General features: G+C 29.8%; 34 protein-coding genes and 2 tRNA genes. 29 read left to right on the top strand and 7 right to left on the bottom strand.

The window, feature by feature from the left end:
• Positions 1 to 165 precede the first annotated feature (165 nt).
• The 4 genes from J2S15_RS03735 to J2S15_RS03720 all read left to right on the top strand — a co-directional run bounded on the left by J2S15_RS03735 (position 166) and on the right by J2S15_RS03720 (position 2,676).
• The gene (locus tag J2S15_RS03735) at positions 166 to 612 is read left to right on the top strand and encodes a putative periplasmic lipoprotein (RefSeq protein WP_307405596.1); all 447 of its coding nucleotides are present in this window, start codon (positions 166 to 168) and stop codon (positions 610 to 612) included.
• A gap of 64 nt (positions 613 to 676) precedes the next feature.
• The gene (locus J2S15_RS03730; protein WP_307405594.1) at positions 677 to 1,174 is read left to right on the top strand and encodes an RNA polymerase sigma factor; all 498 of its coding nucleotides are present in this window, start codon (positions 677 to 679) and stop codon (positions 1,172 to 1,174) included.
• Entirely contained in the window at positions 1,171 to 2,250 is a 1,080-nt protein-coding gene (locus J2S15_RS03725; RefSeq protein ID WP_307405592.1) for an anti sigma factor C-terminal domain-containing protein, read from the top strand. The genes J2S15_RS03730 and J2S15_RS03725 overlap by 4 nt, the downstream gene beginning before the upstream one ends.
• Before the next feature lie 90 nt (positions 2,251 to 2,340).
• Positions 2,341 to 2,676: a hypothetical protein gene (locus tag J2S15_RS03720; protein WP_307405590.1), complete on the top strand. Its 336-nt coding sequence runs from the start codon at positions 2,341 to 2,343 to the stop codon at positions 2,674 to 2,676.
• A gap of 125 nt (positions 2,677 to 2,801) precedes the next feature.
• Here the strand turns inward: J2S15_RS03720 and J2S15_RS03715 are convergent, their stop codons facing one another.
• The 4 genes from J2S15_RS03715 to J2S15_RS03700 form a co-directional block, all read right to left on the bottom strand.
• The gene (locus J2S15_RS03715) at positions 2,802 to 3,383 is read right to left on the bottom strand and encodes a DJ-1/PfpI family protein (protein ID WP_307405588.1); all 582 of its coding nucleotides are present in this window, start codon (positions 3,381 to 3,383) and stop codon (positions 2,802 to 2,804) included.
• Between the two features lie 233 nt (positions 3,384 to 3,616).
• Positions 3,617 to 5,239, bottom strand: coding sequence for an FAD-dependent oxidoreductase (locus J2S15_RS03710; RefSeq protein ID WP_307405586.1), 1,623 nt, complete (start codon positions 5,237 to 5,239; stop codon positions 3,617 to 3,619).
• A 1-nt stretch (position 5,240) separates the two neighbouring features.
• Positions 5,241 to 5,804, bottom strand: coding sequence for an alkyl hydroperoxide reductase subunit C (gene ahpC, locus J2S15_RS03705; protein WP_307405584.1), 564 nt, complete (start codon positions 5,802 to 5,804; stop codon positions 5,241 to 5,243).
• Positions 5,805 to 5,941: 137 nt separating this feature from the next.
• Positions 5,942 to 6,205 carry a hypothetical protein gene (locus tag J2S15_RS03700; RefSeq protein ID WP_307405583.1) on the bottom strand — a complete coding sequence of 88 codons (264 nt, stop codon included), beginning with the start codon at positions 6,203 to 6,205 and terminating at the stop codon, positions 5,942 to 5,944.
• A gap of 223 nt (positions 6,206 to 6,428) precedes the next feature.
• On the opposite strand from J2S15_RS03700, the gene J2S15_RS03695 reads away from it, so the two are divergent.
• The 9 genes from J2S15_RS03695 to J2S15_RS03655 all read left to right on the top strand — a co-directional run bounded on the left by J2S15_RS03695 (position 6,429) and on the right by J2S15_RS03655 (position 10,151).
• Positions 6,429 to 6,505 (top strand) — tRNA-Ile (locus tag J2S15_RS03695).
• A 23-nt stretch (positions 6,506 to 6,528) separates the two neighbouring features.
• Positions 6,529 to 6,604: transfer RNA gene (locus J2S15_RS03690), tRNA-Ala, on the top strand.
• Positions 6,605 to 6,728: 124 nt separating this feature from the next.
• Positions 6,729 to 7,058, top strand: a complete 330-nt coding sequence (locus tag J2S15_RS03685; RefSeq protein ID WP_307405582.1) for a hypothetical protein — start codon at positions 6,729 to 6,731, stop codon at positions 7,056 to 7,058.
• Between the two features lie 64 nt (positions 7,059 to 7,122).
• Complete coding sequence (locus J2S15_RS03680; RefSeq protein WP_307405581.1) at positions 7,123 to 7,581, top strand: hypothetical protein; 459 nt, start codon at positions 7,123 to 7,125, stop codon at positions 7,579 to 7,581.
• Positions 7,582 to 7,592: 11 nt separating this feature from the next.
• Complete coding sequence (locus tag J2S15_RS03675; RefSeq protein ID WP_307405580.1) at positions 7,593 to 7,895, top strand: hypothetical protein; 303 nt, start codon at positions 7,593 to 7,595, stop codon at positions 7,893 to 7,895.
• A 5-nt stretch (positions 7,896 to 7,900) separates the two neighbouring features.
• Entirely contained in the window at positions 7,901 to 8,248 is a 348-nt protein-coding gene (locus tag J2S15_RS03670; RefSeq protein ID WP_307405579.1) for a hypothetical protein, read from the top strand.
• 331 nt (positions 8,249 to 8,579) lie between these two features.
• Complete coding sequence (locus J2S15_RS03665; protein ID WP_307405576.1) at positions 8,580 to 9,173, top strand: hypothetical protein; 594 nt, start codon at positions 8,580 to 8,582, stop codon at positions 9,171 to 9,173.
• A 220-nt stretch (positions 9,174 to 9,393) separates the two neighbouring features.
• Positions 9,394 to 9,606 carry a hypothetical protein gene (locus tag J2S15_RS03660; RefSeq protein WP_307405574.1) on the top strand — a complete coding sequence of 71 codons (213 nt, stop codon included), beginning with the start codon at positions 9,394 to 9,396 and terminating at the stop codon, positions 9,604 to 9,606.
• Between the two features lie 47 nt (positions 9,607 to 9,653).
• Entirely contained in the window at positions 9,654 to 10,151 is a 498-nt protein-coding gene (locus J2S15_RS03655) for a hypothetical protein (protein WP_307405573.1), read from the top strand.
• Here J2S15_RS03655 and J2S15_RS03650 read toward each other — a convergent pair.
• Positions 10,134 to 10,424: a hypothetical protein gene (locus J2S15_RS03650; protein WP_307405571.1), complete on the bottom strand. Its 291-nt coding sequence runs from the start codon at positions 10,422 to 10,424 to the stop codon at positions 10,134 to 10,136. The two genes, J2S15_RS03655 and J2S15_RS03650, sit on opposite strands and share 18 nt — an antisense overlap.
• Before the next feature lie 81 nt (positions 10,425 to 10,505).
• Here J2S15_RS03650 and J2S15_RS03645 point away from each other — a divergent pair, with 81 nt between their 5' ends.
• The 4 genes from J2S15_RS03645 (at position 10,506) to J2S15_RS03630 (ending at position 12,535) form a co-directional block, all read left to right on the top strand.
• The gene (locus tag J2S15_RS03645; RefSeq protein ID WP_307405569.1) at positions 10,506 to 10,874 is read left to right on the top strand and encodes a hypothetical protein; all 369 of its coding nucleotides are present in this window, start codon (positions 10,506 to 10,508) and stop codon (positions 10,872 to 10,874) included.
• A 116-nt stretch (positions 10,875 to 10,990) separates the two neighbouring features.
• Entirely contained in the window at positions 10,991 to 11,410 is a 420-nt protein-coding gene (locus tag J2S15_RS03640; RefSeq protein ID WP_307405568.1) for a hypothetical protein, read from the top strand.
• A gap of 463 nt (positions 11,411 to 11,873) precedes the next feature.
• The gene (locus J2S15_RS03635; RefSeq protein WP_307405567.1) at positions 11,874 to 12,173 is read left to right on the top strand and encodes a hypothetical protein; all 300 of its coding nucleotides are present in this window, start codon (positions 11,874 to 11,876) and stop codon (positions 12,171 to 12,173) included.
• Positions 12,174 to 12,205: 32 nt separating this feature from the next.
• Positions 12,206 to 12,535: a tudor domain-containing protein gene (locus J2S15_RS03630; protein WP_307405566.1), complete on the top strand. Its 330-nt coding sequence runs from the start codon at positions 12,206 to 12,208 to the stop codon at positions 12,533 to 12,535.
• A 372-nt stretch (positions 12,536 to 12,907) separates the two neighbouring features.
• On the opposite strand, the gene J2S15_RS03625 is transcribed toward J2S15_RS03630, so the two are convergent.
• Entirely contained in the window at positions 12,908 to 13,246 is a 339-nt protein-coding gene (locus tag J2S15_RS03625) for a hypothetical protein (RefSeq protein ID WP_307405565.1), read from the bottom strand.
• A gap of 82 nt (positions 13,247 to 13,328) precedes the next feature.
• Between J2S15_RS03625 and J2S15_RS03620 the strand changes: the two genes are divergently transcribed.
• From J2S15_RS03620 to J2S15_RS03575, 10 genes are all read left to right on the top strand, one after another.
• Positions 13,329 to 13,475 carry a hypothetical protein gene (locus tag J2S15_RS03620; RefSeq protein WP_307405563.1) on the top strand — a complete coding sequence of 49 codons (147 nt, stop codon included), beginning with the start codon at positions 13,329 to 13,331 and terminating at the stop codon, positions 13,473 to 13,475.
• 118 nt (positions 13,476 to 13,593) lie between these two features.
• On the top strand, positions 13,594 to 17,259 hold the full coding sequence (locus tag J2S15_RS03615) for a VaFE repeat-containing surface-anchored protein (RefSeq protein WP_307405562.1): 3,666 nt from the start codon (positions 13,594 to 13,596) through the stop codon (positions 17,257 to 17,259).
• A 64-nt stretch (positions 17,260 to 17,323) separates the two neighbouring features.
• Complete coding sequence (locus J2S15_RS03610; RefSeq protein ID WP_307405560.1) at positions 17,324 to 17,635, top strand: hypothetical protein; 312 nt, start codon at positions 17,324 to 17,326, stop codon at positions 17,633 to 17,635.
• Position 17,636: 1 nt separating this feature from the next.
• Complete coding sequence (locus tag J2S15_RS03605) at positions 17,637 to 17,987, top strand: TrbC/VirB2 family protein (protein ID WP_307405558.1); 351 nt, start codon at positions 17,637 to 17,639, stop codon at positions 17,985 to 17,987.
• A 98-nt stretch (positions 17,988 to 18,085) separates the two neighbouring features.
• Positions 18,086 to 20,056 carry a hypothetical protein gene (locus J2S15_RS03600; RefSeq protein WP_307405556.1) on the top strand — a complete coding sequence of 657 codons (1,971 nt, stop codon included), beginning with the start codon at positions 18,086 to 18,088 and terminating at the stop codon, positions 20,054 to 20,056.
• Between the two features lie 14 nt (positions 20,057 to 20,070).
• Positions 20,071 to 20,358 (top strand): DUF5592 family protein, encoded by a 288-nt coding sequence (locus J2S15_RS03595; RefSeq protein WP_307405554.1) that lies wholly within the window; start codon positions 20,071 to 20,073, stop codon positions 20,356 to 20,358.
• Positions 20,355 to 20,903 (top strand): hypothetical protein, encoded by a 549-nt coding sequence (locus tag J2S15_RS03590; protein ID WP_307405552.1) that lies wholly within the window; start codon positions 20,355 to 20,357, stop codon positions 20,901 to 20,903. The genes J2S15_RS03595 and J2S15_RS03590 overlap by 4 nt, the downstream gene beginning before the upstream one ends.
• A gap of 5 nt (positions 20,904 to 20,908) precedes the next feature.
• Positions 20,909 to 22,783, top strand: coding sequence for a helicase HerA domain-containing protein (locus J2S15_RS03585; protein ID WP_307405550.1), 1,875 nt, complete (start codon positions 20,909 to 20,911; stop codon positions 22,781 to 22,783).
• A complete protein-coding gene (locus J2S15_RS03580; protein ID WP_307405548.1) occupies positions 22,783 to 23,751 on the top strand; it encodes a CHAP domain-containing protein in 969 nt (322 codons plus the stop codon). Before J2S15_RS03585 ends, J2S15_RS03580 begins: the two co-directional genes overlap by 1 nt.
• Before the next feature lie 17 nt (positions 23,752 to 23,768).
• Positions 23,769 to 24,587: a hypothetical protein gene (locus J2S15_RS03575; RefSeq protein WP_307405546.1), complete on the top strand. Its 819-nt coding sequence runs from the start codon at positions 23,769 to 23,771 to the stop codon at positions 24,585 to 24,587.
• 25 nt (positions 24,588 to 24,612) lie between these two features.
• Here J2S15_RS03575 and J2S15_RS03570 read toward each other — a convergent pair whose 3' ends face one another.
• On the bottom strand, positions 24,613 to 24,861 hold the full coding sequence (locus tag J2S15_RS03570; RefSeq protein ID WP_307405545.1) for a hypothetical protein: 249 nt from the start codon (positions 24,859 to 24,861) through the stop codon (positions 24,613 to 24,615).
• Between the two features lie 78 nt (positions 24,862 to 24,939).
• Here J2S15_RS03570 and J2S15_RS03565 point away from each other — a divergent pair, with 78 nt between their 5' ends.
• The gene (locus J2S15_RS03565; RefSeq protein ID WP_307405543.1) at positions 24,940 to 25,338 is read left to right on the top strand and encodes a hypothetical protein; all 399 of its coding nucleotides are present in this window, start codon (positions 24,940 to 24,942) and stop codon (positions 25,336 to 25,338) included.
• Entirely contained in the window at positions 25,331 to 25,612 is a 282-nt protein-coding gene (locus J2S15_RS03560) for a DUF3850 domain-containing protein (protein ID WP_307406401.1), read from the top strand. Before J2S15_RS03565 ends, J2S15_RS03560 begins: the two co-directional genes overlap by 8 nt.
• Positions 25,613 to 25,625: the final 13 nt, after the last annotated feature.

Below are 25,625 nucleotides of genomic sequence, written 5' to 3'. Positions count from 1 at the left end.
GTAATTAGTGAAAACTTATAAAATCATAAAGGTATAGTTAGATTTTGCATATGCAACAAAATAGTTGTAAAACTAAACTTGAAAGTAATCCAACGATTTAAGAAATTCTTAAAGACTTAATAAATTGAATATGAAATAATAAAGATAAATTATAGGGAGTCCATTATGAAAAAGAAAATTATACCAGTAATCATATTGTGTATGTTATTAAGTGCTTGTGGGGGAACCAAAACGAATACAGCAGAGGCTGTAATCGAAATAAATGATTCTGAGATATTTACAAAAAGTGAAATTAAATCTGCGATTGGCAAAGTGAAAGAATCTTTTTATGATTTTGGTGACTGTAAGATTTTAGATTTGTATTACGCTGATGGAAATATAGAGTTTATTAATGAAGCGTATGGTGAAGAGTTTGTAGAAGGTATTTATGATGATTCCATCCCTGATGAGTATCGTATTGTTATTGTTTCAAATTTCATTACTGGCAATGATGTAAATGAACCTTTAGAGGATAATACTACATATTATAGTTGGTATTGGTTTTTACAAAGAGATTCAGCTGATGGTGAATGGTATGTTGTTACTTATAGGGATCCAGAAAGTTTTTACTAGAAATAATAAAATAAATTGTAATAATTTATTTACTGGTTCGTTATATTAGTAAGAGGAGAGAATAATGAGAAAAGATTGGATAGAAACTATTTATAGGGATTATCACAATAAGCTTTTTCTTTACGCTTTTTCTCTAACTAAAAGCAAGGCAGATGCTGAAGATTTAGTACAGGAAACCTTTATTAAAGCGTTATCAAGTTTTAATAAAAAGAAATACAAAATAGAACCATGGCTATTTTTAGTGCTAAAGCATTTGTTTATTGACCATTATCGAAAGAATAAGAAATTATTGGATGAAGGACAGTATTCACTGGACTGGTTAGAAGATCCATATGATGCAACTAAAGAGTATATAAAGAATGAAAAACGAAGATGGTTGTATGCTAAGATATATGATTTGCCTCAAAGGGAAAGAGATGTTATGTTGCTGACACTTACAACGGCTTTAAGTGATGATGAAATTGCTAAGCAGTTAAATATAAGTGCAGCGAATATAAGAGTTATACGCCATCGGATAAAAACAAATTTAACAATACTGGCACAAAAGGAGGGATTCTTGTGAAAGATGAAAAACAGACAATTGATGAGCTTTTGGATTTTAATGAAGAAACCAATGTTGAGATATCAAAAGATATTCGAAAAGGAATTATTAAGAGTGTCTATATACGCGTACTTATTAGCTTGGTAGTTATTGCCTTATTAGTTGTTGGAGGATATTTTGGTGCGTCTAAAATTTATAAGGCAGTTCATTATAATCCATTTAATGAAACAATCAATGGTACAATTATTGGTGATTATACAAAGAATGAAACTCCTGAATTTGATGTACTTATGTCAGCTTATTATGATCTCTCATCACCAGGCTATTCTTATGATAAATCAAATAGTATCAAGTACAGTGGATTTGGTAATTATGAAGTAATAGGGAGTACCTATAATCGTTTTGATGGTAAGCAACAACAGACAAATTTTCAAATCAAGGATTCAAAACAAACAAATGTGATTAGTGAAGTAGAAGGGTTAGAACATTTTTTGTATGATGATAATCCTGAAGGTGCACCAGAAGATCATCAATGGGAAAATTATGGAAAAGAGGAGTTTATTGCATTAGTAAATGAGCTTCCTGACTCTTCAAGGATGAGTGTTAGTGTAACATTTATTGAAGGTATGGATTTTAGAGCGTTTGCGGAGTTTGAGAATAAATATAAAAATACAAGTTACCAATATCTTGCAACTTCATTAATGTCTTTCAACAGTAATTTGGGCGATGAACATACACTAACAACAAGTGCTGTAGTAATGGCTGGTTTTTCACCAATTACGCAATATGATGATAAATTTATATCTGAGAAGTATCCATACCTTGATATAGGAATGATTAGTGATGGAGAAGATTTATGGCAACATTATATATCTTTGGTTCGTTTACTTGTCGATAATAAAGAGTTTGTAGATATGTTAGATACTGAGAATGAGGGATTGTATGATAGATACAACTCAATTTTGAATTGTTTGGAAAATGGATCTGCATCAGTTAGTGGTGCACGTATTACTGTAAACAAACAGGATATGTTAGATATGATAGAATCTGGAGTTATTCGTTATGCAGTATATGAGGATGTAAAACTATCAAAATAGTTCTTTATAATATATAAACAATTTGAAAGTATTTATGATAAATGCTATACTGAAGATAGGAAAGAGCTATCTAATAGGGCGGTGATCAGTATGGTAAACAAAAAGAATAACTGGGTTCTTTTACTTGCATGCTCATTGATATTAAGTATCGTTGCAGGAACTGCACTTCGTTATGCTGGCATTGACAAGATGCTTGTTGATCTGGCTTATGTATTTTCACAAATGTTATTATTTGTATGTCTGGTGTGGTTGTTTAATGAACATGAAAAACAGCAATATATTGCAATTGCTGTTTGTTCCGTTATTTTAGCTGTTAATTTTTCATTAATATCACCAAGTAGTTTAGATTATATATTTGTCTGGACATCAAGAATTATTTTAGTTTTATTTGCATCGTTTGTTTACTTTAAAAGAATTCGCGAATAATGTTTATAACCTCTATTTTAAGCGTAAATAAGGCAATATAAGAAACTAAAGATGAATAATCAGGCAAATTCAATCACTAAACATTAAAACCTTCTTAGAAGGGCTAATGCTTAGTGATTTTATTGTTAATCTAAACCATATGTTTTAGGGTAGATTGGGATATCTAACATGATTCCTAATTCCATAGCCCATTCTCTGAATCCATAAGCTACAGAAGTTAAAATATGATCATCCTTTAAGAATTTCATATCATCAAATTTATCAACACAGTCACTCCACTGAATCATTCCTTGCATTTCATCCATCGTAAAACCTTCTTCAATTAAATCAAGTTTATTGATTCCAGCCATATACTGCCGATGTTGCATAATACCTGCACGAATAAGAATGATTGGAGCAATAGAGATTGCAGCAATTATTTTCTTTTTCTCATCAAATTGTCTGACAATTTCCATCATTCTTTGATTTCTTATGATAGGGAACTCTTCATCCATTGCACCAGTTAATACAAGTGCATCGTACTCATCAACATTCAGCTCGTCTAATGTATAATCTGGAATGGATAATAATCCTTCTTCACTACGATAGGGCTTCTTTTCTGCACCAAAGAAATGGGTTGGAACTTTTTGCAGAGCCAACATTTCTAAAGCAATACTAAATTCAAACATACAAAATCCTTCATAAATAACAACGGCTACTTTTTTCATACGTAGGTCCTCCTTTTAAAAAAATAAAAAACTTTTACGTACAATAAAACACCAAACAATATGTACTATAAAAGTCTAAAATTTTAAATTATAAAAGTGGCATGAAAAAAGAAGTATCTATTGTTTAATATTAAATTGTATCAATAGATTACTTGCTCATTGATATCACCTCATCCCTATTATAAAACATAATTTATATAATGAGAAGTAAAAAAGACTTGGAAATACCAAGTCTAAGCATTTAAAATGGATGTTACTTCCTGAATATCTTTCTTTCCAAAATATAAATCAGTATCGTTTACAATCATACATGGAACACTCATGATATTATATTTATCCTTTAATTGTGGAAAATGAGACAAATCAAACATTTCAGCTGTAATATGTTCATTTTCAACTGCAATTCTCTGTGTAGCCATTACTACATCAGGGCACATCGTGCAAGACAAAGATACCATTACCTTAATATTTGTAGGTTGTTCAATCTTTTTGATCGTAGACAATGTATCATCTTCAACAGGTTGTTTAGGTCCTACTGCATTATACAATGCAATCACAAATGAATTAAACTCATGACCACCAGGAACTGCATGGTATTGGATTCTTAAATCATTTCCAGCTTCATCAAACAGATAAATACCTGGATACCTATCATCTTGTAATTCTATTACTTCATAACTTAACTTATCACTAATCGAAGTAAATTCTTTCGCAAACTCTACAATTTCTTTTGATAAATCATCATTAGTAACCATACATTTTAATACTGCATGTTTATTGAATTTCTCAATAATGGGCAATAGTTGTGCCTTCATTGCACTTGTAATGAATCCATCACTGCTTTCACTTTCATCATCTGAATGTTGAGGTTGTACCTGTTCTCTTTTCTCTACATCCTTTGTTTGAATATTTAAAGTTTCAATAGCAGCAGGTAAATACTTCTCAAGTGATGTTGAAGCGATTGCTCCATCAGAAACTGCAGTTGCAACCTGACGTAAGTTCTTGATACATACATCTCCAGCCCCATATACACCATCAATACTTGTCTTTTGATTACGATCAGTAATTAGATATCCATAATCATCAACTTCAACCTGATCTTTATATAAGGCAGTTGCTGGCTCATATCCAGCAAAGACAAAGATACCAAAGGTTTCATTACTTTCTGCTTTATATCTCCATTCAACACCAGTTGCATTATTTCTGAAAATAGCTTCCGTCAGTTGTTGTTCACCAATCGCTTTTATAATTTCAGTTTCATAATGAATCTCAATATTTGGATGCTCTTTTACTTCTTCTGCAATTGATTTTGCACAAGTAAAATCTTCTTCTCGAATAATCATGGTTACTTTTCTGGCATACTTGGTTAAGAACATTGCTTCTTCTGCAGCGGCGAATCCACCACCAATAACAAAGACTTCAAGACCAGTAAAGAATTCACCATCACAAGTTGCACAATAAGCAACTCCTCTACCTCTGAACTCTGCTTCGCCATCGAAACCAATCATTCGTGGACTGGCACCAGTTGCAAGAATTACACCCACACTATTATACGTTCCCTTGTTCGTTTTAATTGTTTTCAGTTGTTCTTTTAATTCTACTTCATCAACATTTGCAATTAAGAAATCAGCACCAAAATTATGAGCTTGAATGCGCATCTGTTCTGTAAGTTCCTTTCCACTTGTTTTAATAACACCTGGATAGTTCACAACTTCTGATGTAATTGTAATCTGACCACCGATAGTCTCTTTTTCAATGACCAATACACTGAATTGAGCACGTGCCATATAAATAGCGGCAGAGAGCCCTGCAGGACCTCCACCGACAATTATGACATCATAGATGTCTTTATTCATATTAAATCAATCCTACTAAATCAAGGGAAGGTTTTAATGTTTTTTCTCCTGGTTTCCATTTTGCAGGACATACTTCATCACCGTTTTCATAAACAAATTGTGATGCTTGCACACGTCTTAATAATTCGTCTGCATTTCTACCTACATTACCAGCAATTACTTCATAAGCTACAATGTTACCTTCTGGGTTAACAATAAAACTTCCACGTTCCGCTAATCCATCAGCTTCAATATATACATCAAAGTCTCTAGCCAATGCTGCAGTTGGATCTGCTAACATAGGGTAGTTGATCTTTTGAATTGTTTTTGATGTATCGTGCCATGCTTTGTGGACAAAGTGTGTATCACAAGATACTGAATAGATTTCACAATTGATGTTTTTGAATTCTTCATATTTATCTGCTAAATCTTCTAATTCCGTTGGACATACAAACGTAAAATCTGCAGGATAAAAGAAGAATACACTCCATTTACCTAAAACATCTTCCTTTGTTACTTCTTTAAATTCACCGTTTACAAATGATTGTACTTTAAATTCGCTAATTTCTTTTCCGATTAATGACATAATTTCCTCCTATAATTAATACGAATAAACTAGATAAAACATGTTAGTTTAATCTAACTTTCTTAATATTAACATTGATTAAATTACCATTCAAATCTAATGACCACAAAAAAAAACAGATTTCTCATCTGTTTCTTTTATCTAGGTTTATTTTTATTTTCTTCCCAGTAACGTTTTACTTCGTTCAGGTCTAAATAAACATGGTCATTTGTTCTAAAGTCTAAAATTTTATTAAAGAAAAATTCTCCTTCATTAAAGTCTTCATAGATCATTAATGTTTTACCATCATTTTTTAAAGTCCATTTTCCATCGTGAGAACCAACCTTAACATTCTTAAGTTTTACATTAATCATCTTTCCTTGTTTATCATCGCCTGTACGATATACTAAATACTTTTTCATAACCCTGTTCCTCCTTGAGCTAATTAGCTTACAATGATATTATAGCACTACCTAAAAAAGAAGAAAGTGATATGCACGAGGGAAAATAACACAAAATTTTAACACCAAAATAACCCTAAAAAATACATAAAAAATAATATGAAAAAATCGTTCTTTTTTGCCTGATTTTTGTTGACATGATGTTGCTAACATGATATTATAAATAGGCATTCGATAAGAATATGGGCCTGTAGCTCAGTTGGTTAGAGCGCACCCCTGATAAGGGTGAGGTCGCTGGTTCAAATCCATTCAGGCCCACCATTCAAATCGAATTCTATATACATGGGGTTTTAGCTCAGCTGGGAGAGCGCCTGCCTTGCACGCAGGAGGTCAGCGGTTCGATCCCGCTAAGCTCCACCATATATACAAGTCGAACTATATTAAGTGTTAACTAACACTAGATATAGTTCTTTTTGTTAGTAAGAGTAGGCTATATCTAGTTAATAGGTATAGCCTATTTTCTATATATGGGAGGACAAAAAATATGGAAAAAATTGTAAGTGGAAAACACGAATTTGAAATAGTGGAACACGTTCCACAAGGGTATGAGATTTGGAATATTGGTGAAAATATGATTGATGGTTATTTACCATTAGCACAAGTTGATAGTGATTATAAAGTTAATCCAAAAACATTAAAAGCAATTAAAGTTGATGGGGCACAAATCATACTGAGTGCAGTAGGTTATAAACCAAAAACAGTTAAGGGTATGGAAAAGTTTATTAACAAATATGATGGCAATAAATCAAAGCAATGGATTGTTGATAAAATAAAAAAAGCATTACCAATAATGAGAACTATAAAAGGATTGTAAATATAAGTTGTTAAGGGGGATGTTTCCCCTTAATAATTTCATTAAAATATATGGGAGGAAAAACATGAAAAAATTAACACTAAAAGATTTAAAAGAGAATTATCAGGACTGGACAAGTGCAGTTATTGTTTTTAAACAAGAAAGTTATGAAAATGAGTATAGTGAGAAATCACGCAGTTATGCGATATGGAGTGATGATAAATACTTTCAACCATCTATGTTAGGTAATTCACTTTTTGGTAGTTGCCTAGATGGAACAGATCAGTGTGTAAGACTAAATGAATATTTAATTGAGTGGATAATTGATTATTGTTATATAACTGAAAGTCATGGTTTTAAAATTGGTGAGAAAGTAGCAATCATTAATAGTGAATCAGCAATTCATGAAGTAATGGGTTATGATAAAACATTTGTAATAGAAAAATTACATTTTACACATGTTGCATATTATGATGCTAAAAATCACGTTGAGTTAATTGTTGCTTATGACAACATCAACCTATTTGAATGGGAAATTAATTAGGTATGGATTTTATGAAAAGAGTAATAAAAGAGCAAATTATTTTCTTAAAAGGTTTACTCAGAATATTCCTTTATATATTTAGCTGTATTCCTATCATGTGTATTGTGGCTATATGGTATCTAGGAGTTATAAATACTGTAGTTGAATTAGATACGCCTAAAGAAAGAAATACAATAGTGATAACTAAAGAACCTATTAAATTAAAAAGTGGAGAAACTGGATATCAATTTTGTATTGATCCATCACAATCAATATTAACTGATTCAAAAATTATTTTTATAGATATAGAGAAAACATTTGAATTACTTAGGTAGTAAAAATGAGATATGTAATTGGAATTTTAGAGATTGAAAGAGAGAAATTCTATAAAACTCTAAGAGAAGAAATTGAAATATTATATTTATCGAATGAGGAGTTTATGCAAAATTCAGTTATTCACCAAATGTATATTAAAGAGCATTATCTTAATCTTTGTTTAATAGATTTAATTCAATATGGATATGTAGTTGTTAATGATATTGAATTTGTAGTTGAAAAGAATTTAGATAAAGCAATAAGTAAATGTTTATATGAGGAATATTATAAGGATTTGTTTAAGCTAATGCGAAAAAATCATAATAATATAATGTTTGCTTATCAAAGTATTGGCAATGATAAGGAAAAATAATAACTTGGGATTGCCTAATATCCCAAATAAAATATAGACTGCCCTCTATATTTAGCCCTTTAAACAAATAATTATTAGGTAATATGTGAGGTACTCAACTAAGGCATTCTTCAACCGGTTAAGTTAAGGGAGTTGAAACTTATGAACGATATAGTTGATGGTTTAATAAATTTATTGATTATATATACATTGTTGAAAGTATTCAAAGAAATAAATAAGCAATAAAAAACTCCTTTAATAAAAAAGGAGTGCAATAGAGTGAGTTACCTCACATCTATATATTAGCAAAGATAAGTGATTATGTAAATTAATAAAATAATGGGAGGATATAATGGAAAAAGTAAAAAGTGCAGTTTATGCAATAAAACCAGTGATTATGGCATTAGCAATAGCATTATTGATTATATTTATAAATCATATTGCGGTTACTAAAATTATATATAAATATTTCTTTACATATAATAGTGATGATCTTCAATCGATTATAGCAAGATACTTTGCTGCAACAATGATCAATGTATTAGCTGCATTCTTTGTGGCTCTTGTATTAGCTGCTATAGTAAATTTAAAAGATTATATTAGTGAAAGGTATAATGAATATTTAGAAGAATCTAAAATTGATGATTATGATGATGTTAAATTGCTAAATACTGTATATGAAGTAGAAAGTTATTTCTGGGTAGGTGAATTTGATTCTATAGAATTTAAAAGAAATTGTATTATTGTTTATTTCAACATTGATGAACATTTAATTGAAAGAAAAATTTATCCTACTAAGTTTAGAATTTCATATAAATCTGATGTTGAATTTGAATATTCACATGGGTACCATAGTTTGGTTTTTAATGAAGAGATGAAAGAAACAATTGAGAATATAATTGATGAAATAATCACAGAGGAAATGAAGTTGTGGGAAATAAATTAAAGGCATTATTTAATAGTTTGATAATAATTGCGAGCATATTATCATTCTTCCTTGGAGTTTTTATTGTTAACTTCATTGTTGCAGTGATAGAAGTTAATTCCTCAAATATTGTAATGTTTTATGTATTGCTATTCATAAATATAATAGCAATTATAATTATCGTGATTGCTTGTAAAAGAGTATATGACTTATTAAATGAAAGTAAAGGAAGTAACAAATAATGAGAATTTATTTAAAAAATAAAAATATAATTGAGTTTGATAAAGTGAAAATGATAGAGCTAGTTTCTGGTCATAATCGAATGACATTATATGTTGCTTGGGAAGATAATGAACGAAATCATGGAATTTCAAAATTTGAGATTATCGATGTTATAGCTTATGAAGTTGGATTGTTTATGCAACAGGTAAAAACAAGGTTTATAAATGTATAGAAAAGTAACAAAAAATTAGTATATTAAAAGGCAATGAGGTAAGAAAAATGATTACAATAAAATTTGATAGTGAGTGGAAAAATTCTAAAGAAGGTACAATGGTACATTCTCCAGTTAAACTAAATATCAAAGTTGAACCATTATTTGAAGATAAATACTATCCTAAAATGAGAAAAACAGTATCAATTTTGAAAGCAAATAAAGTTTTGTTTGAAGTGGCAGATATTGAGAAATATAGTCTTGAAGATTTAATGACAAACGTTATATTCTTTTCAAAAGTGGAAGAAGATGAGAAGTGGTTAGAGATGGACATTATACGGGATTTTAAGAATAAAGAGTTTTGTGAATTTCAATTTGAATTTTTGGAAATTGATTTAATAATAGAAGAAAAAGAGTTTATGGAAAATGGTGTAGTTGCATATTTGTTTTATTTTGTTGGTATTGATCATGATAATAAAGGTAATGAAATAAAATATAATGGAAATTTAGGTATTTACAATGAAGTAAATAAATCGAAAAAAAAGAACTTATTTAGTATTCAATAAATAAGTATCTAATTCTTCAATAGTTTGAGTAATGTTAAATGATTCATGTGATAAGTAATCAATATTGGTATATTTAATAAATTTTGCAATTAAGCTGATTCTATTACGAATATATAAACCAGTTTTAAAGAGTCCATTGCGACTAGCAAATGACATTCCATTATCATCAGTATTATATAAAAGTTTTTCATAAACAGATGGGTCTAACTGAGAGATGAGCAGTTCTAATTTTTCTAAATTAGAGGGAATATCACAATAATTAATGTTTAGCATATAAATGAGTTCCTTTCTTCAATATAAAGGAATTATACCATATAAAATATGACATTATAAATAAAGAAAGTGAGATAGAAAATGGATAAAATAAAAGATATAGCTTATGAAAAAGGTGAAATTAAGTTTAATGTAAATAAAGATTTTACAATTGATTATGAAATCACATTAAAAACAGAGCATGATTATGTAGTATTTAATGTTTGTCAAAAAGATTTCAATTTAAATATATTTGGTTCTATGTTTTGGTTGATGACAAGAGAAGAAAGAGAATCATTCTTTATAAAAAGAGAAGTTCCGATATTTAAGTTTAAATCAGGAACAATGAGTATTCATAAATATGAGGATAAATCATATTGGTGTGAATTGTCTTTGATATCTGATGAATTAAAAAATGAAAAATTTAAAGATATGTGTAGTTATATAAGTTTCTATACAGATGAGGTGTAAGGTATGTATTTAGAAATGATTATCTTGCTAATTATATTTATTATATTAGTATATTTGTACGGCTATGCTGATGGAGTTGATAATGAAAAGAGTAAACAGAATAGGAGCAATAAAACATGAGTGATATTATAAGAGCAATGTTAGGATTTGTAATACAATATTTCTTTGAAATTATTGGTTGTGTATTTGTTATCTTAGTAGCATTTGCATTTGGTCAAATGTTTGGTGAAGGTAGATATAAGAAAAGGGAATGGCTTGATTTAAGGAATAAGATTCTTAATGATGAAGTGAAAATTATATCTGTTGAACTTGTCGAAATGGAAAAGGAAATAGCAAAAAACGGATATAGTTGCGGTTATGACTATATTAAAATTTATTATAGTTGTAAGGTAACAGGAATTGTTTCATATTATAGGATAAATTTAGATTATAAAAAAATTGCTTATGTATTGGAACAAAAAGAGTTGTTGCAGCTGGATAGAGAAAAAGAAAATGTTGTTTATTTGCCATATGATAATAAAAGGAAATGCACCTAATGAAAATAATAAGATTATATTTTAAACATATTAATAAGATTCTAAAAATACTATCAATAGTATTTGCAATAACAATAGTAATTATAGCAATTTTATTTGTTTGGCATATGTATTATTATAAACAAGATTTTCTACGAATTATTAGTTATAGAGATTTATCTAATATGTTATCAATAATGCTGAACAAGGTATATAGAATCATATTAGTTAATTGGTTGATCACTATATTATCGAAAACTATATATAGTGGGTTTGGTAAAGGAGTGATAGCAGCTAAAAAGAAGATGGAAGAGAATGATAAATAGAGTGTAAAGCAAATCTATTTTCGGTAGTACTTTTGGATAGTTTAGTAACTTCCCTCCCTTAAGGTTATTAGACTATCTCAAAGTGCTACTGAAAAGTAGTAGAGGGGGGTGTAATAAAATGAAAAACACAGGCTTTACCTAAGATAAGGAGTACAAAAATGAAAATGAAAGAAAGTGAAGTGTTACATGATGTAGTAATTGATGAAAATGAATTATTATATGGTGTATTCATCAATAATGAATTGGTGAATGAGGGAACAGAGCAACAAACAAATGATTATGTCACTAACAAGATGAAAGAAATAAATGAGATTTATGGTGATAATCGAGTTACGGTGTTTGTTCCTGAAAAAGAAGAACCGCAGGATTTTGAGAATGATATGAAAGTATTCTTAGTTCATGTGGAACTGGAAAAACCATTATTTATTGAAATATTGGTGATTCCTAGTAGAGTATAAAAAGTTTTCAAAAATAGAAGGAGGTCATTAAAATGGCAAAAGAGAAAATTTTTAGTAAAGAAAAAGCAAGTTTATTTTATGGAAGTGGATTAATGTTTAGAGGATGTGACGTACGCAAAAAGTACGGTACAGATGATGAAGAGTATTTCGCAAAGTTCTTAAGTGATGAAACAGATGAAATTATTGAAGTAAAATTGAAAGAAAAACCTGCGCCTACAGTTAAACGTGGGGACATGATGGATTTAGTAGATTTTGTATATTCAATTAAAGCAAGAGGTACTGGTGCATTTGGTGCAAATGTTCAAGCGGATTTAGTTGAAACGTTTACAGCTAAGAAATGTGTACCATTAAATCAAAAATAGTATATGATCTAAAAATTAATGAATGATAGAAATTAAAATTGTTTGTAGAGAGAATTAGGATATAAAAAAAAGAACCATTTAAAATGGCTCGTTTCCGAAATGATATTCAGTTAGCGCCGGTATCATTTCTAAGATATATGATTGGTAGTCATTTTATATCCTAGTTCCAAGTATATCATAATTTGTGATATACTAAAATTGTAAAACGAGAGGGGAAAGCAACAATGAAAAAAATAAATAAATCAGGTTCTAATCCTGAAATGGCAGTTGGAGTAATTGCAAAGTTACGTCAATCTTCAAAAAAAGTTAAAATAGGTATTATCTTAGGTTTGAGTTTGTTTTAGTAGGTGGTACAAGCATCTATGCATTAACTCAAAATAATGGGGATAGTGAAAAAGTAGTAACAACTACGAAAAACGAAACTGAAACAAAAAAATCTAGTGATCCGTCAGAAACAGATAAGAAAAAAGAAAAAGAAGTTTCTAAAGAGAAAGAGGAAGAAATTGACGAAACAAAAGAAACCTCTTCTACTGATGAAAAAGAAACTACCACTGATGATGCAGCTACAAGTACTGATAATAGTGCAGGTAACAATACATCAGGTTCTGATTCATCTGGAAGTACTTCTACAGGAAATACGAATACCAATGTAAATAATGGTACAAGTACAAATAACGGTGGTGGTACGACTAATAACAATACTACAAACAATGGTGTAACAACACCTACACCAACACCACAACCAGAACCAGAGAAACCAGTATGTACACCAACGAATATAGGTAATTCTGGTATGACCTTTGCAACACAACAAGATGCTATTAATTATGCTGAAAGTCAATTATTGATAGTAGGTGATGATGGGTGGAATATTCATGATGGGTATGAAGCGTGGTCGTTAAATTGTGTAGGAGCAGGTTGGACTGTGAATTTCTATTAATTGAGTAATAGAATTGGTTATAAAGATATAAAGGCGCTTAATGAAATACAATGTGTATTTTGTTAGGTGCTTTTTATTTTGTCGAAATGTCTTAAAGAAAAGGCAGAAAGGAAAAAGAATGAATAAATTAAAAGAATTATGGAAAAACAAGCATAAAATACTATTTCCTATATTTTCTTTGTTGATGGTTTTTACATCATTAGTTAGTAATGGTGATACTAAAGTAAAAGCTGATGAAGTAGTGATTAGTTATTTAACTGTTCCTACTGGCTATACAATCACATATGATAATATGCCAGCACCTCAAACAGATATGATATTCACTTCCACAAATGGAGTAACTTATCAAGTATCATTCTGTGCGAATCCGGGTTTATTTTTACACAATGGAAAAGTGTACTATATTGATCCTAACTTCTATGGTGAAGTTGATAGTGGAATTGGTAGAATAGCTTATCATGGTTTCTATAAAAAGTGGGGTACAAATGTAACTCCTGCACAAGCACAAGCTAATCCACAATTAAGACAAGATTATGCAAATACTTATGCAATGATTTATGAACTTGCAATGGGTGATGGCAATGTGAAGAATTTAGGTATAGATACTGGTAATTATGCATCATTTAAGGCTCAAGTAAGTAGTGATGTAGCAAAACATGATATAAGACCTAGTTTTCATAAACAAAGATTTGAACTGTATCAAGGAGAAACGATTACAGTTACTGATTCAAATGGTGTATTTAAAGATTATAAAGGCACATTCCCCTTTACAAAAAATGGTGTTACATATTCTAAAAGTGGAAATGATTTAATTATTTCTGCAAGTGATACTGCGACATCTAATGATATAACAAATGAGCAGAATATTAGAAAATGGGATAAAACAAGTAATGTTAACGCAGTTTATCGTAGTAAACAAGGTGATAGTCAAGATATGTTTGTTGGGGGATATGTTGATCCTGTAACAGTAAATTTTGGAACGAAAATCAAAATTCAAGGATATGCAGAGTTTAACAAAGTTGATGAAACAGACAAGCTAATTGCAATCGCAGGTACAGAAGTAGAACTATTTAATTCTGATAGAGAATCTTTAGGAATGTACGTTACAGATGCTACAGGTAAAGTAACAACTGGATTACTAGATGAGGGTGATTATTTCTTTGTAGAAAGAAAAGCTCCACACGGTTATACATTGAATCCTACAGAGCATCACTTTACAATTGCAAACCAAAAAGAAACAGTAGTAGTAAAGATTGCAGATAAAGAAGTAACAGGAACAACTACACTTAAAAAACGTGATAGCGAAACTGGTATGAGCAATCAAGGTGATGCTGATATGTCGCAGTCTGTATATGGACTGTATAAAAAAGATGGTACTCTTGTTTATAAAGAATCAGTCGGCAGTGATTTAGAAATTACAGTAGAAAAATTAAAATTAGGTGGCTACTATTGGCAAGAACTTTCAGCGGGTCCAGGTTATAAAATAGATCCTAAGAAATATGAGTTTGAGTTAACGTATAAAGATCAAAATACATCTGTTGTAGTACATGCCACTACATCATATGAGGATGTAATCAAAGGTAAAGTAGCATTGATGAAATTCTCAACAAATGGTGAAGTTGGTATTCCTAAACCGTTAAAGGATGTCGAATTTACATTCAAATTGAAAAAAAGTGTAGATGATACAAGTTGGGAAGAAACTCCAGTAGCTTTTGTAGAAAAAACAAATGCAATTGGATATCTTGAAACTGATCTAATGGCTTGGGGTGACTACTATGTAGAAGAAACAAGTACACCTAAAGACCATACGCCAGTTGAAAGATTTGTAGTGTCTACAAAAGATGGAAACGAAAACCCTTACCCTATCTTGTTAAACAATCCATCATTTACAAGTTACTTAAGATTTGTAAAAGAACATGACGGTACAGTTTGGACAAGAGATAATGCAACTTTCCAAATTCTTGATGAAAATATGGAAGTTGTAAAACTTTGGAATGGTAAAGAATATATTGATACGTTCACAACTGATGAAACTGGAATGACAACTACATTCACAAAATTGGGATATGGTGATTACTATTATAGTGAATTAGTTGCACCTAATGGCGCAATTAGAATTAAAGACCCTGTACCATTCACAATTACAAGTACAAATGAAAACATGGAAATTGAAGAAGGTCACTTTGTAACAATCATAAACGTTAATAATGAGGTGCCAACAGGAAAGATAGTTGATACAAAAACATTTGAGCGTTTAGATGAAACGACAAAAGAACTAAAAATTGCCGGCTTTGAATATTCATACGTTGGTGATGGTACTAATCCAGTTGATGGTAAACCGTTATATAAAGATGGTGATGTAATTGTTAACCCTAACAGTGAAGATGGTTTGTATTGGCTTAGTGAAAATACGCCAGTTGAAGTTGAAGGGATTATGATTGCAGAAAACGGAACGACTGTAAAAAGAGTAGAAAAAGTTACTCCTACAGGTTATGTAAAATCAGATGATAAATTGTATAACTTCACATATGAGAATGACGAGCAATTAGTATATGAAGATGGTGAAACATTTGAAAATAAGTTAATTCGTACAGATGTAGAATTTACTAAGAAAAATGAATACACAAATGACACTGTGCTAGAAGATGGAAACGTCATGACAATGTATGCAGATGCAGATTGTACGATTGAATTAGAAACATTTGAATTTGACAGTAAACTTGGAACATTACAATTTAAGAGTATTCCATTTGGTGTAACAAGATACTTCGAGGAAACAAGTGCAAATGGTAATTACTATATTAGTGATGAAGTGATTGCAATTACATTTGATGAAAATTTGGAAAATCTAGGAAGTGTTGTTCAAGTAGATTTTACTAATGTTCCAAAAGAGAAAATGGGTACAACATTAACTGACTTAAACGGTAGCAAAGAAGTCTATGCAAATAAGACAATTACACTACAAGATGAAGTTGCTTATTACAATGCTGAAATCGGTGTTGAGCAAAAAATGAGTGGTCAAATAATGTTGGCTATTGATACAGGTAAAGTTGATGAAAACGGCGACATTATATATAAGGAAAAACCGTTGATAATTAATGATGAACCAGTATTAGCAGAAGTATTATTTACACCTACAGAGCATGACGGAAAAGTCTTATTAACATTCACATTTGATGGTACAGGTTTAGAGGGTTCTAGATTAGTAGCTTATGAAGATTGGACTAAAGACGGTATTACTGTTGCAGAACATAAAGATATTAATGACGAGGGTCAAACAGTTACTGTAGCAGAGCCTAAAATTCATACAATGGCATCATTTGACGGTAAGAAAGAAATTACAGCAGATGGCAAAGTGACGTTGCAAGATAAAGTATCATATGAAAACTTTATTCCTAATATTGAAGTAGAAATGAACGGTGTTGTGATGAATAAGAGCACTGGAAAGCCATTTGTAGTAGACGGTAAAGAAGTTATTGCAAAAGCAGTATTCACTCCTGCTGAAACAAATGGAACTGTGATTTTAAGGTTTGAATTTGATGCTGCTGGTATTGATGATTTAGATTTAGTGGTATTTGAAAAAGCTTATGCTAATGGTGATTTGATTGCTAGTGAGGAAGATATCAATAACAAAGACCAAACAGTTAAATTAATAAAACCAGAGATTGTTGAAACTGGTGATATTACAAATGTTCAAGGATTGATTTTACTTGGTATAGCAGGATTGTTGGTGATTGGTATTGTGACTAAGAAAATTAAACCAAGGAAGAAAAATGATGAATAATTAATTTCATATATGTATACCTCCTTTGTAATTTAATTATACAAGAAAAGAATATGAGGTAAAAATGAAAATATATATAAACTTAACATTCCAATCTAATATAAATGAAAAGAATGTTGATTACATTAAAGAAAAGACAAAAGAATTTGTTGATAAGTTGGACAAAGAATTTGGAATAACTGTTGAATTAAATGAATTGTTAGTTTCTTCAAGTGAACGATTTTATGTTGTATTAGTTATTAGTGCAAATGAAGTTATAACATTTAAAGAGATAAAGGACAGTTGGTTATATGGATATTCATTAATACAAAGGATTGACGAAAAAGATAGCAATATAATTCTTGAATATTTTAAGTCAAAGAAAGTAGGTGAATAAATTGAAAAAAACATTTTATAAAATTATGAAATGGACACGTAGAGGTTTCTCTGTATTTAAAAGAATACGTAGGAAATTAGCAATGTCAATGGGATTAACAAGTACAATGATGTTAGCACATACTACATCAACAAATGCCATGGTTGGTGAAATACTTCAACCAAAGGTAAATGATGCAGTAACTGAAATGCAGAATGCAGTAAATATTTTGGGTATATTGGCAATTATAGTTATTGGGTATATGATTTTCTTTAGTAAATCAAAGAATGCTGCAAAGATAGCAGTAGGAGTAATTGCAGGATATATTATTATATTTGGTGCAGCACAAATTTGGACATGGATTCAAAGTTAAAAAGTAGTTAGTAAAATAGAATAAATAAAAAAAGGCGCTTAATAGAAATCAGAAACTAGATATGTTTCAAATGGTTTTTATTGAGTGCCTTTTTATTTTTGGAAATTAAGAAAGGATTGAACAGTATTTTTATGAATATCATGAAGAAACAAAAGAAAAAGAATAGATTGAAAAAAACTGTTTCAATAAGAAAATCAATAAGTAAGTCATTAACAGTAATAGGTTCATTTTTATTTGTGATCTTCGTTATTAATGGTAATGCATTTGTTGTTAATGCAGGATTATATGATGCGAATAATGTAAGTAAAGAAGTATATGCACAATTAGAAAAAGATGGATTTATTAATGTAGCTTTGCGAGGAATAGGAAAGCTAATACATTCAATATTGGCAACATTATTAGATTTGTTAGAAGTGTCTTTTACTACTTTAGCAAAGTATGATTTTTTATCGCTTGAGCCAATCGCAAAAGTAAATGTAAATCTTGAAACTATTATATTAATTCTATTATTTTTAGGGTTTGTATTTATAGTTTTTGTACGTATGTTTTCAGGTGGGAATCCATTACAACCAGTAGTAAATGCAGTAATTATGTTGATGTGTATAAGTATATTTGCATATTCTATGGGTGTTTTATTTGATATTCGAGTAGCATTGGTTGAAGAAACAAATGGAATCATTGGAGCGAAAGAAAATGAAACAATATCAGAAACACTATTTCGAGCGAATACATACGATATGGTTGAATCTTTGGCACAAAATAAGCTTGTTACATTGAGTGAAGTTGATGGATTAGATTTAGAATATCTTGATACTGAAATAAGAATACCAAGAGCAGTATTTAATGATGTGATTGTTAGTGTTAATGCAGATGGAACATTTGAAACTGAGAGTTTGCAAGATGGATGGTTTGGAGTAGGTGATGTAAGGTATTTTGGATATCGAACAGACTATTTGGCATTAAATGTAAGTGAATTATTAACAGTTGTAATATTTCTAATAGGATTGTTTAAGCTAGGTTTCTTATGTGGTCAGTACTTTCAAATATATATGTGGGGTAGACTTGCACTTGGAAGTATGTTGGCAAATGTAAAAGCAGTATATGACGTTTTATTAGAGGGTGTAGGGAACACGTTATCTATTTGGATATTGTATTTTATGATGAGCCTTTATGGTTTGTTATCTTCTGCAATATTACAAAATGATATATTAGGAAATTGGTTAGGGAATTGTATATTAATTTTTGCCATTGGAATGTTGGTATTGATTGGTGATGAAAAGATATTAGAGAAGTTACATGTCAACACTGGTGGAATGATGATGATGAAATCACTCTTTGCAGGACAACGATTTGCACGTATGGGTAAAGTAATGTTTAACAAAGGAGCTGATGCAGTAGGAATGGCAAAAGACGGTGTAGAGGGTGCTATTGATGCAGGAAAAGGTGCAGTTGATTCTTATAAAAACTTTAGTGATGATATGAACCGTTGGGAAAATCGATATGAAGATATGGCGAACGATCGTAATATGCAATTTGCAAATAGTGAAGGTGGTTCAGGTTCTACAGTACCAAGTAATGAAAGTGGTCAAGTTTCAGGGACTGGAACAGGTCAAGATAGTAGTTCAGGTGTTAATCCTGATGAAGAATCTACACAAAATCAAAATATAGATGAAAATGAAGAACAAAAGCCATATGGAGCAAATGGAATTGTTTTAACAAAAGATGGAATTGATTATAAAAATGCATATAAAAATGAAGTCTGGAAAGAACAAGAAGAACAACAACGTGAGCAAGAAAGAGCAGATAAGCAACAACGAGATGATGATAAATATAAAGCGGATTATGAACGTAGAGCAATTATTCGTGATGATGTTAATCGTGATGTATGGAGTAGAGGAAAAGATGCTCAAGCAAATGGTTTTAGTAATATAAAAGATTATGAATCATATAAGCATGAACAGGAATCGCAAAGTAAGATTGAAGAAAGTGAAAGTCTTATGAGTGAGGAAGAAAGACAAATGATGCTTGATGAAATAGAAGAAATGAAAAAGGAAATGAAAGGAAAGTAAGAGGAGAATAAAAAATGGCAATTATTCCTAGAGATAGTAAAAGTAATAGTTCAGAAGATAAGAATTTGGGATTAGAAGTTGTAGTAATGATTTTTGCATTTGTAGTGTTAGGTAATATGTTTATTTCACCTTTTATACATGCAAAGTTAAGAATACCATTCTTTGTTTTTATTGGATTGTTATGTTGGTACATGTTGTCACCTAGTAATTTGAATAAAGGAAAATTAGGTTATCACAGAGTATTAATTACAGTGCGCTATACACTTAAAAAAATAGAATATCGAAAGAGGGTGAAAAGATGAATATATTAGAGAAATTGAAACACCCTAAGCAGATAATCAGAAAAGATAAAGAAAGCATTAAAGACTATTTATTAGAAAAGTCAGTTGATGAAATTGGAATTTGGAAACATGAAGATGGATATGTAATTTCTAAAGATAAAGAGCGTTATAAGGTATTTAAAATAACTTATTCTACACCTAATGGGGTTAATCGTGATGTTGATATTAGAAACCATAAAAATATGCGTTTATTGATGGATAGTTTGCAAGATAATTGCAAAGTTCTATTTCCAAAAGAACAGAAAAATTCGTTAACAAGTAATATTGAGTTTTATATGGAAATTGCAAAAACTGAAACAGATCCTAGTAGGCAAGAAGTGTTATTAAATCGTATTCGTCTTATGAATATTTGGAATGAAACAAAATATGTTTCACTTATTTTATTTATTAAAGCAAGTGATGAAGATAAATTTAAAAAAAGCGCTTATAGTTTCCTGAACGTCAGAGAATATGTGGGTGATGAATTAATTGAATTTTTATCAACATTGCATAATGGAATGGAGTAATGAGAATGTTAGATAAATTAAAAGGTAAATGGAATGATAGAAGAGTGTTTTCAATTGATAAAAACAATTATGATTTTTTGAAGAAAATATGTTCTCATTCATCAATTAGTTGGCATGAATTATATTATGTAAATGCAAATAAATACTTTACTTGTTTAGAGATATTTGATTACATGGAAAATTCTTCATTTGGGTTTTTGAACTCAATTATATCAAGAAACAATACATTGGTAACTGCTGATATTAGCAGCATGTCAACATTGGAATATGACAAGAGAATAGAGAACTCATTAGAGAAACAAGACAATACAAAGAATACAACTAATAAACGGATTAGCTTTCGTAGAGCAAGTAAAAATACAGGTCAATTATTAGATTTTGAACGTCAAATAGATAATACAAAAGATAGTGTAAAAACAATGACTGTGCGTATTTATTTGTTTGGGAAGTCAAAAGAAGAGGTTCAAGATGAACTGGATAGATTAGTTAACAAGTTAGTTGAGTTAAAGATGCAGGGATATACACAAACAAACGCACTAGATGAAGATTATAAGGCATTAGGTTCGTTTAGTGATCCTGTAAGAAAAATGGTTTCCTCTTCTACAGTAGCAGATATGATGATGCGTAGTGAAATCAATAAAGTTGATAAGAATGGAATGCTGATAGGTTATACCTCATTTGGAGTTGTTGCACCTGATATATTTTCATTTGAGAATACATCATATTGTATGGTGTTCATGAGTATTACTGGTGGTGGTAAATCGGCATTGTTTAAATCAATTGCAGAGGGGCTTGAATTAAGAGGAAATCATGTTCAGTTCTTATTTGACCGTCATGGAGAATATAGAGAGTACTGTAAAAGAATTGGTATAGAGTATATAACAATTGATGAGGGGAATACCCTTAATCCATGTCAAATGTATTATGTAGAAAATACAGATGGAATTATTCGTGATAATGATATACAAAGTAAAATTTCGTCACTTACAAATGGTTTTATAAAGCATAATTCATTAGATTTAAAATTAGATAAGACAGTAATAAAACAATTTAAATTATTACTGAATTATTTCTATAAAAAGTATAAAGGCAAAAAGTTAGATGATGTAAAAAAATGGATAGTATACGGTGACGTATTAACAGAATTAAAAAAACGTATTAAGGAAGGACATTATCGTAAAGTAGCAGAACATGATATTTATGTCATTGAATTAGGTTTAATGGATATGACTGATAATTATGGTTATTTGTATAATCAAAGAACGAACTTAAATATTGACCTTACTAAATCAGTGTGTTTTGATATTTCATTCTTACAAAATAATGATGATGAATTAGTTTTAAGTAGTTATGTAAAAATGCTGCTAAATTATGTTTCATATGGTTTCTATTTAAACAAAAAGCGTAATGAGGAAGAAATGGAACGTAGAAATATAAAAATTTATGAATTAGATCACCCACTTTACACGTGTAACTGTGCGATTGATGAATTTATGGATTATGCAACTGATCGTAGTTTCTTAGAAGATTGCGTATCTTTACAAAAGTATGGTCGTAAGGCATTTAGTGGATTAACATTTATGATTCATGCCACTGATGATTTGAAAAAGGGATTAGATAATAATGAAGATTTATTGTCACAAATTTTTGGATTATCTGTACACAAATTTATAGGTGAAGTAGACGGAAAGAGTTTGTATTCATTACAAAAACTTATTCCTGCACTTAATGATGATGATATTGAAATCATTAAGGGATTAAAGAAAAATCCAGAAGATGGAACACGAGAGTTTATGGGTATTTTTAATAATAAAGAAAAAGTTCCATTTAAGAGTATTGTAAACAAGTTCCAACGTGATTATTTTGGTGGTGGTGCTTAATGAAAAAGGTAATCATACTTTTGCTTGGTGCTCCTCTTTTGTTTCTGTTATTAATTGCAGGATTAGATGATGGTAATAGCGGTAGTGAGGGGTATGGTACTGGTAGTGGTTGTGAGTATAGCGAAACTGAGACATTCAAAGATGCAGCTGTAGAAGAACAGAGAGAAACTGTTAAGAACAATTTAACAGATGAACGATATATAAATGCAGTTTTAGGCATTTACTCTTTAGACAAGGAATTAGACGTTAAAGAGATATCAAAAACCTTTAATGAACTTCATGAATATACATCTATAAATAATATTACCTTTAGTGTTTCTGCTTATATTCAAGCGTATAGATATGGTGAAGATTATTTGAAATATTTAAATGAAAATAAGTTAGTAGCTAATGTAGAAAATAATAAAAAATATCAAGAAGAACATTATAAAGAAGTAACTGATAAAAATGAAAACGATTATAACTATTATATTGAGGTTCTAAATACGTTAAACACGCATTGTGTAGTTACTTCTATTGATTTAGAAACAGAACATTATCAGTCTGCAAATCCTTATGTGAAGATTAATTTAAGAGGACAATGCACTTGGTATGTTTGGGGAAGAGTGAGGGAAAAAATAGGTGAGGAATTACCTGCAAATATGGGGAATGCAAACGAATGGTATTCATATGCACAAAAAAATAATTTGTATAAGACTGGTACTACACCTAAAGCGAATAGCATTATTGTGTTAGGTGGTGGTGACTATGGACATGTTGCGGTCATTGAAAGTATAGAAGATGGTAAGGTCCGCATTACTCAAGGAAACTATGATAATCCATGTAATAAAAAAGGAGCTATTTGCGATATGTCGGAATATGCACGTAATTATTATGCAGAGTTATTTAGTGACTCTGAAATTGATATAAGTATTCTAAATAGTGGCGTGTATGAAAAAATGACGATATTAGGGTATATATATTTTTAGAAAAAGAGGTAAAAACGATGAAAGAGAAATTAATAAAAATAAAGACAATTTTGTTAAAAATAGGGAAGAGGATATTAAAATATGATATTTTAGGTGATATTTTATTTGTTGGAATTGCAGCAATAAAATTTATAATAAGTTGTCTAGTATTAAAGGTTAGTATTCGTGGTCTATTTCATATTATAGAAATGGGGATTGCAATGAATGATCTAATCGAAGTTTTGATACCATGGTCTACATTTTTTATGGTTATAATTATAAGTTTATCAATCTTACAAGGAAAGGGATTTAAAGAAACAGTATTAAAAGTAGTAACGGTTCCACTTTTAACATTTGAATCTATATTTGTTGTAGTTGGGATTTTTGAGGATATAACAGGAACGGGTACATTAGATGAAAGCATGACTTATTTACTGCTGATGTTAATTTGTATTTCTATAATATTAGAAAGTTTAGATAAATATTTATATAAAAAATGGTTGAAAAAAACTGATAGAAAGAAATATGATTTTTTGTTTGGACCATCATTAACAAGCTATAGAGCAGTATCAATTGATAGAAATGAAAAAAATGAGATTCACAATGATGAGATAAAAAAATATAAATTTGTTGGTAAAACTTTTTATTTGCATTTAGCAAAAGTTCAGATGATAGCAATTAATATATCTGATAATGTTTTGGAAATGATTGTGTTTGTTAAGAAGTATGAAGATTCTTATTGTATGGATTATGAAATAAAGTTTAAAAATGGTAATACTGTTTTTATTCAAGAATGTCTGAAAGAAAAAGAATACAAAGAATTGGAAAGGTATCTTGTTGCGTATGAAAATGATTAGTGATGATAAAAAAAGAAGTAAATAATTACTTCTTCAGTGAAAGATAATATTTTAGTTGATCCAGTGCAGTAAGATGATGAATGTCTTTATTTATTGCAAGTCTCCAATTTGTAGAATCATTTGTTGGATTATTCAAATACCAATAATATTCATATAGATAATAAGAAAGGCGAGAGTAAAGATTTCTATCTTTAAGAAGAAAGCTAATATCTTCTTGAGTTAATTGCATTTTTAACTTATTTATTTCATTCACTATTTCTAAGTCTGTCGCCATAATGTTAATCGTTCCTTCCTTAATAGTATGATAGCACGAAAATTTAAAAGGAAGAAAGAAAAAAAAGAGGTAAATAAAATGAAAAAATATAAATTAGATGGAAAAATATTGGTATTAACGATATTAGAGTATACACGACCGTTAATTAGCAGTGTTACATTTGGTATTTTTAATAATTTAACTACAGAAGAAAAGAAATGCGATATGGTTACATTTTACAGTATTGCAGTGAGTAGTTATTTTTTAGATGAAATATTTAAAGGCTTCACAAAAGATGAATATAAACGTATTGCAAGTCGTAATGATGAAGCATTAGATATTAAAGAAATATTTGTAAATGTTGCTGAAATGGATAGTCATTATGTAATGGAGTTCGAAATTATATTAATAAATGAGAAACAAATTAAATTTATTGTTTATTGTACGAAAGAACAATACAAAGATTATCAAAGAGATTTCAAGGACTGTGATGAATGAGGTAAAAGAACATAATTTAAAAATAGCACCATATTTTTTTGAGCAACAATTAAGTGGTCGTAAAAGTTGGGAATTAAGATATAACGATCGTGATTATAATATTGGCGATATTTTATATCTTCATGAATGGGATAAGAAAAAAGGATATAGCAAAAGAATTTTGAAAGTTCAGGTAGTAGATATGCTAAAGGATTACTATTTATTAAAAGACGATGTTGTTTTATTAACAACAAAGATATTAGATAGAACACAAGCATTGTTTACAGATTGGTAATGATGCAAAGAGA

The organism is Breznakia pachnodae, assembly GCF_030814225.1.
In the GTDB taxonomy this organism is placed as follows: Bacteria; Bacillota_I; Bacilli_A; order Erysipelotrichales; family Erysipelotrichaceae; genus Breznakia; species Breznakia pachnodae.
The sequence above is the reverse complement of the archived record's forward strand: the minus strand, read 5'-3'. Positions and strand labels throughout refer to the sequence as shown.

Excerpts from the sequence above, each read along its gene's own strand:
- J2S15_RS03640 (WP_307405568.1), top strand. The coding sequence starts at position 10,991 with ATGAGTGATATTATAAGAGCAATGTTAGGATTTGTAATACAATATTTC.
- J2S15_RS03610 (WP_307405560.1), top strand. The coding sequence starts at position 17,324 with ATGAAAATATATATAAACTTAACATTCCAATCTAATATAAATGAAAAG.
- J2S15_RS03675 (WP_307405580.1), top strand. The coding sequence starts at position 7,593 with ATGAAAAGAGTAATAAAAGAGCAAATTATTTTCTTAAAAGGTTTACTC.
- ahpC (WP_307405584.1), bottom strand. The coding sequence starts at position 5,804 with ATGTCATTAATCGGAAAAGAAATTAGCGAATTTAAAGTACAATCATTT.
- J2S15_RS03595 (WP_307405554.1), top strand. The coding sequence starts at position 20,071 with ATGGCAATTATTCCTAGAGATAGTAAAAGTAATAGTTCAGAAGATAAG.
- J2S15_RS03720 (WP_307405590.1), top strand. The coding sequence starts at position 2,341 with ATGGTAAACAAAAAGAATAACTGGGTTCTTTTACTTGCATGCTCATTG.
- J2S15_RS03730 (WP_307405594.1), top strand. The coding sequence starts at position 677 with ATGAGAAAAGATTGGATAGAAACTATTTATAGGGATTATCACAATAAG.
- J2S15_RS03635 (WP_307405567.1), top strand. The coding sequence starts at position 11,874 with ATGAAAATGAAAGAAAGTGAAGTGTTACATGATGTAGTAATTGATGAA.
- J2S15_RS03630 (WP_307405566.1), top strand. The coding sequence starts at position 12,206 with ATGGCAAAAGAGAAAATTTTTAGTAAAGAAAAAGCAAGTTTATTTTAT.
- J2S15_RS03710 (WP_307405586.1), bottom strand. The coding sequence starts at position 5,239 with ATGAATAAAGACATCTATGATGTCATAATTGTCGGTGGAGGTCCTGCA.
- J2S15_RS03650 (WP_307405571.1), bottom strand. The coding sequence starts at position 10,424 with ATGCTAAACATTAATTATTGTGATATTCCCTCTAATTTAGAAAAATTA.
- J2S15_RS03645 (WP_307405569.1), top strand. The coding sequence starts at position 10,506 with ATGGATAAAATAAAAGATATAGCTTATGAAAAAGGTGAAATTAAGTTT.
- J2S15_RS03620 (WP_307405563.1), top strand. The coding sequence starts at position 13,329 with ATGACCTTTGCAACACAACAAGATGCTATTAATTATGCTGAAAGTCAA.
- J2S15_RS03585 (WP_307405550.1), top strand. The coding sequence starts at position 20,909 with ATGTTAGATAAATTAAAAGGTAAATGGAATGATAGAAGAGTGTTTTCA.
- J2S15_RS03660 (WP_307405574.1), top strand. The coding sequence starts at position 9,394 with ATGAGAATTTATTTAAAAAATAAAAATATAATTGAGTTTGATAAAGTG.
- J2S15_RS03570 (WP_307405545.1), bottom strand. The coding sequence starts at position 24,861 with ATGGCGACAGACTTAGAAATAGTGAATGAAATAAATAAGTTAAAAATG.
- J2S15_RS03575 (WP_307405546.1), top strand. The coding sequence starts at position 23,769 with ATGAAAGAGAAATTAATAAAAATAAAGACAATTTTGTTAAAAATAGGG.
- J2S15_RS03580 (WP_307405548.1), top strand. The coding sequence starts at position 22,783 with ATGAAAAAGGTAATCATACTTTTGCTTGGTGCTCCTCTTTTGTTTCTG.
- J2S15_RS03685 (WP_307405582.1), top strand. The coding sequence starts at position 6,729 with ATGGAAAAAATTGTAAGTGGAAAACACGAATTTGAAATAGTGGAACAC.
- J2S15_RS03670 (WP_307405579.1), top strand. The coding sequence starts at position 7,901 with ATGAGATATGTAATTGGAATTTTAGAGATTGAAAGAGAGAAATTCTAT.
- J2S15_RS03680 (WP_307405581.1), top strand. The coding sequence starts at position 7,123 with ATGAAAAAATTAACACTAAAAGATTTAAAAGAGAATTATCAGGACTGG.
- J2S15_RS03615 (WP_307405562.1), top strand. The coding sequence starts at position 13,594 with ATGAATAAATTAAAAGAATTATGGAAAAACAAGCATAAAATACTATTT.
- J2S15_RS03715 (WP_307405588.1), bottom strand. The coding sequence starts at position 3,383 with ATGAAAAAAGTAGCCGTTGTTATTTATGAAGGATTTTGTATGTTTGAA.
- J2S15_RS03735 (WP_307405596.1), top strand. The coding sequence starts at position 166 with ATGAAAAAGAAAATTATACCAGTAATCATATTGTGTATGTTATTAAGT.
- J2S15_RS03665 (WP_307405576.1), top strand. The coding sequence starts at position 8,580 with ATGGAAAAAGTAAAAAGTGCAGTTTATGCAATAAAACCAGTGATTATG.
- J2S15_RS03655 (WP_307405573.1), top strand. The coding sequence starts at position 9,654 with ATGATTACAATAAAATTTGATAGTGAGTGGAAAAATTCTAAAGAAGGT.
- J2S15_RS03560 (WP_307406401.1), top strand. The coding sequence starts at position 25,331 with ATGAATGAGGTAAAAGAACATAATTTAAAAATAGCACCATATTTTTTT.
- J2S15_RS03565 (WP_307405543.1), top strand. The coding sequence starts at position 24,940 with ATGAAAAAATATAAATTAGATGGAAAAATATTGGTATTAACGATATTA.
- J2S15_RS03700 (WP_307405583.1), bottom strand. The coding sequence starts at position 6,205 with ATGAAAAAGTATTTAGTATATCGTACAGGCGATGATAAACAAGGAAAG.
- J2S15_RS03590 (WP_307405552.1), top strand. The coding sequence starts at position 20,355 with ATGAATATATTAGAGAAATTGAAACACCCTAAGCAGATAATCAGAAAA.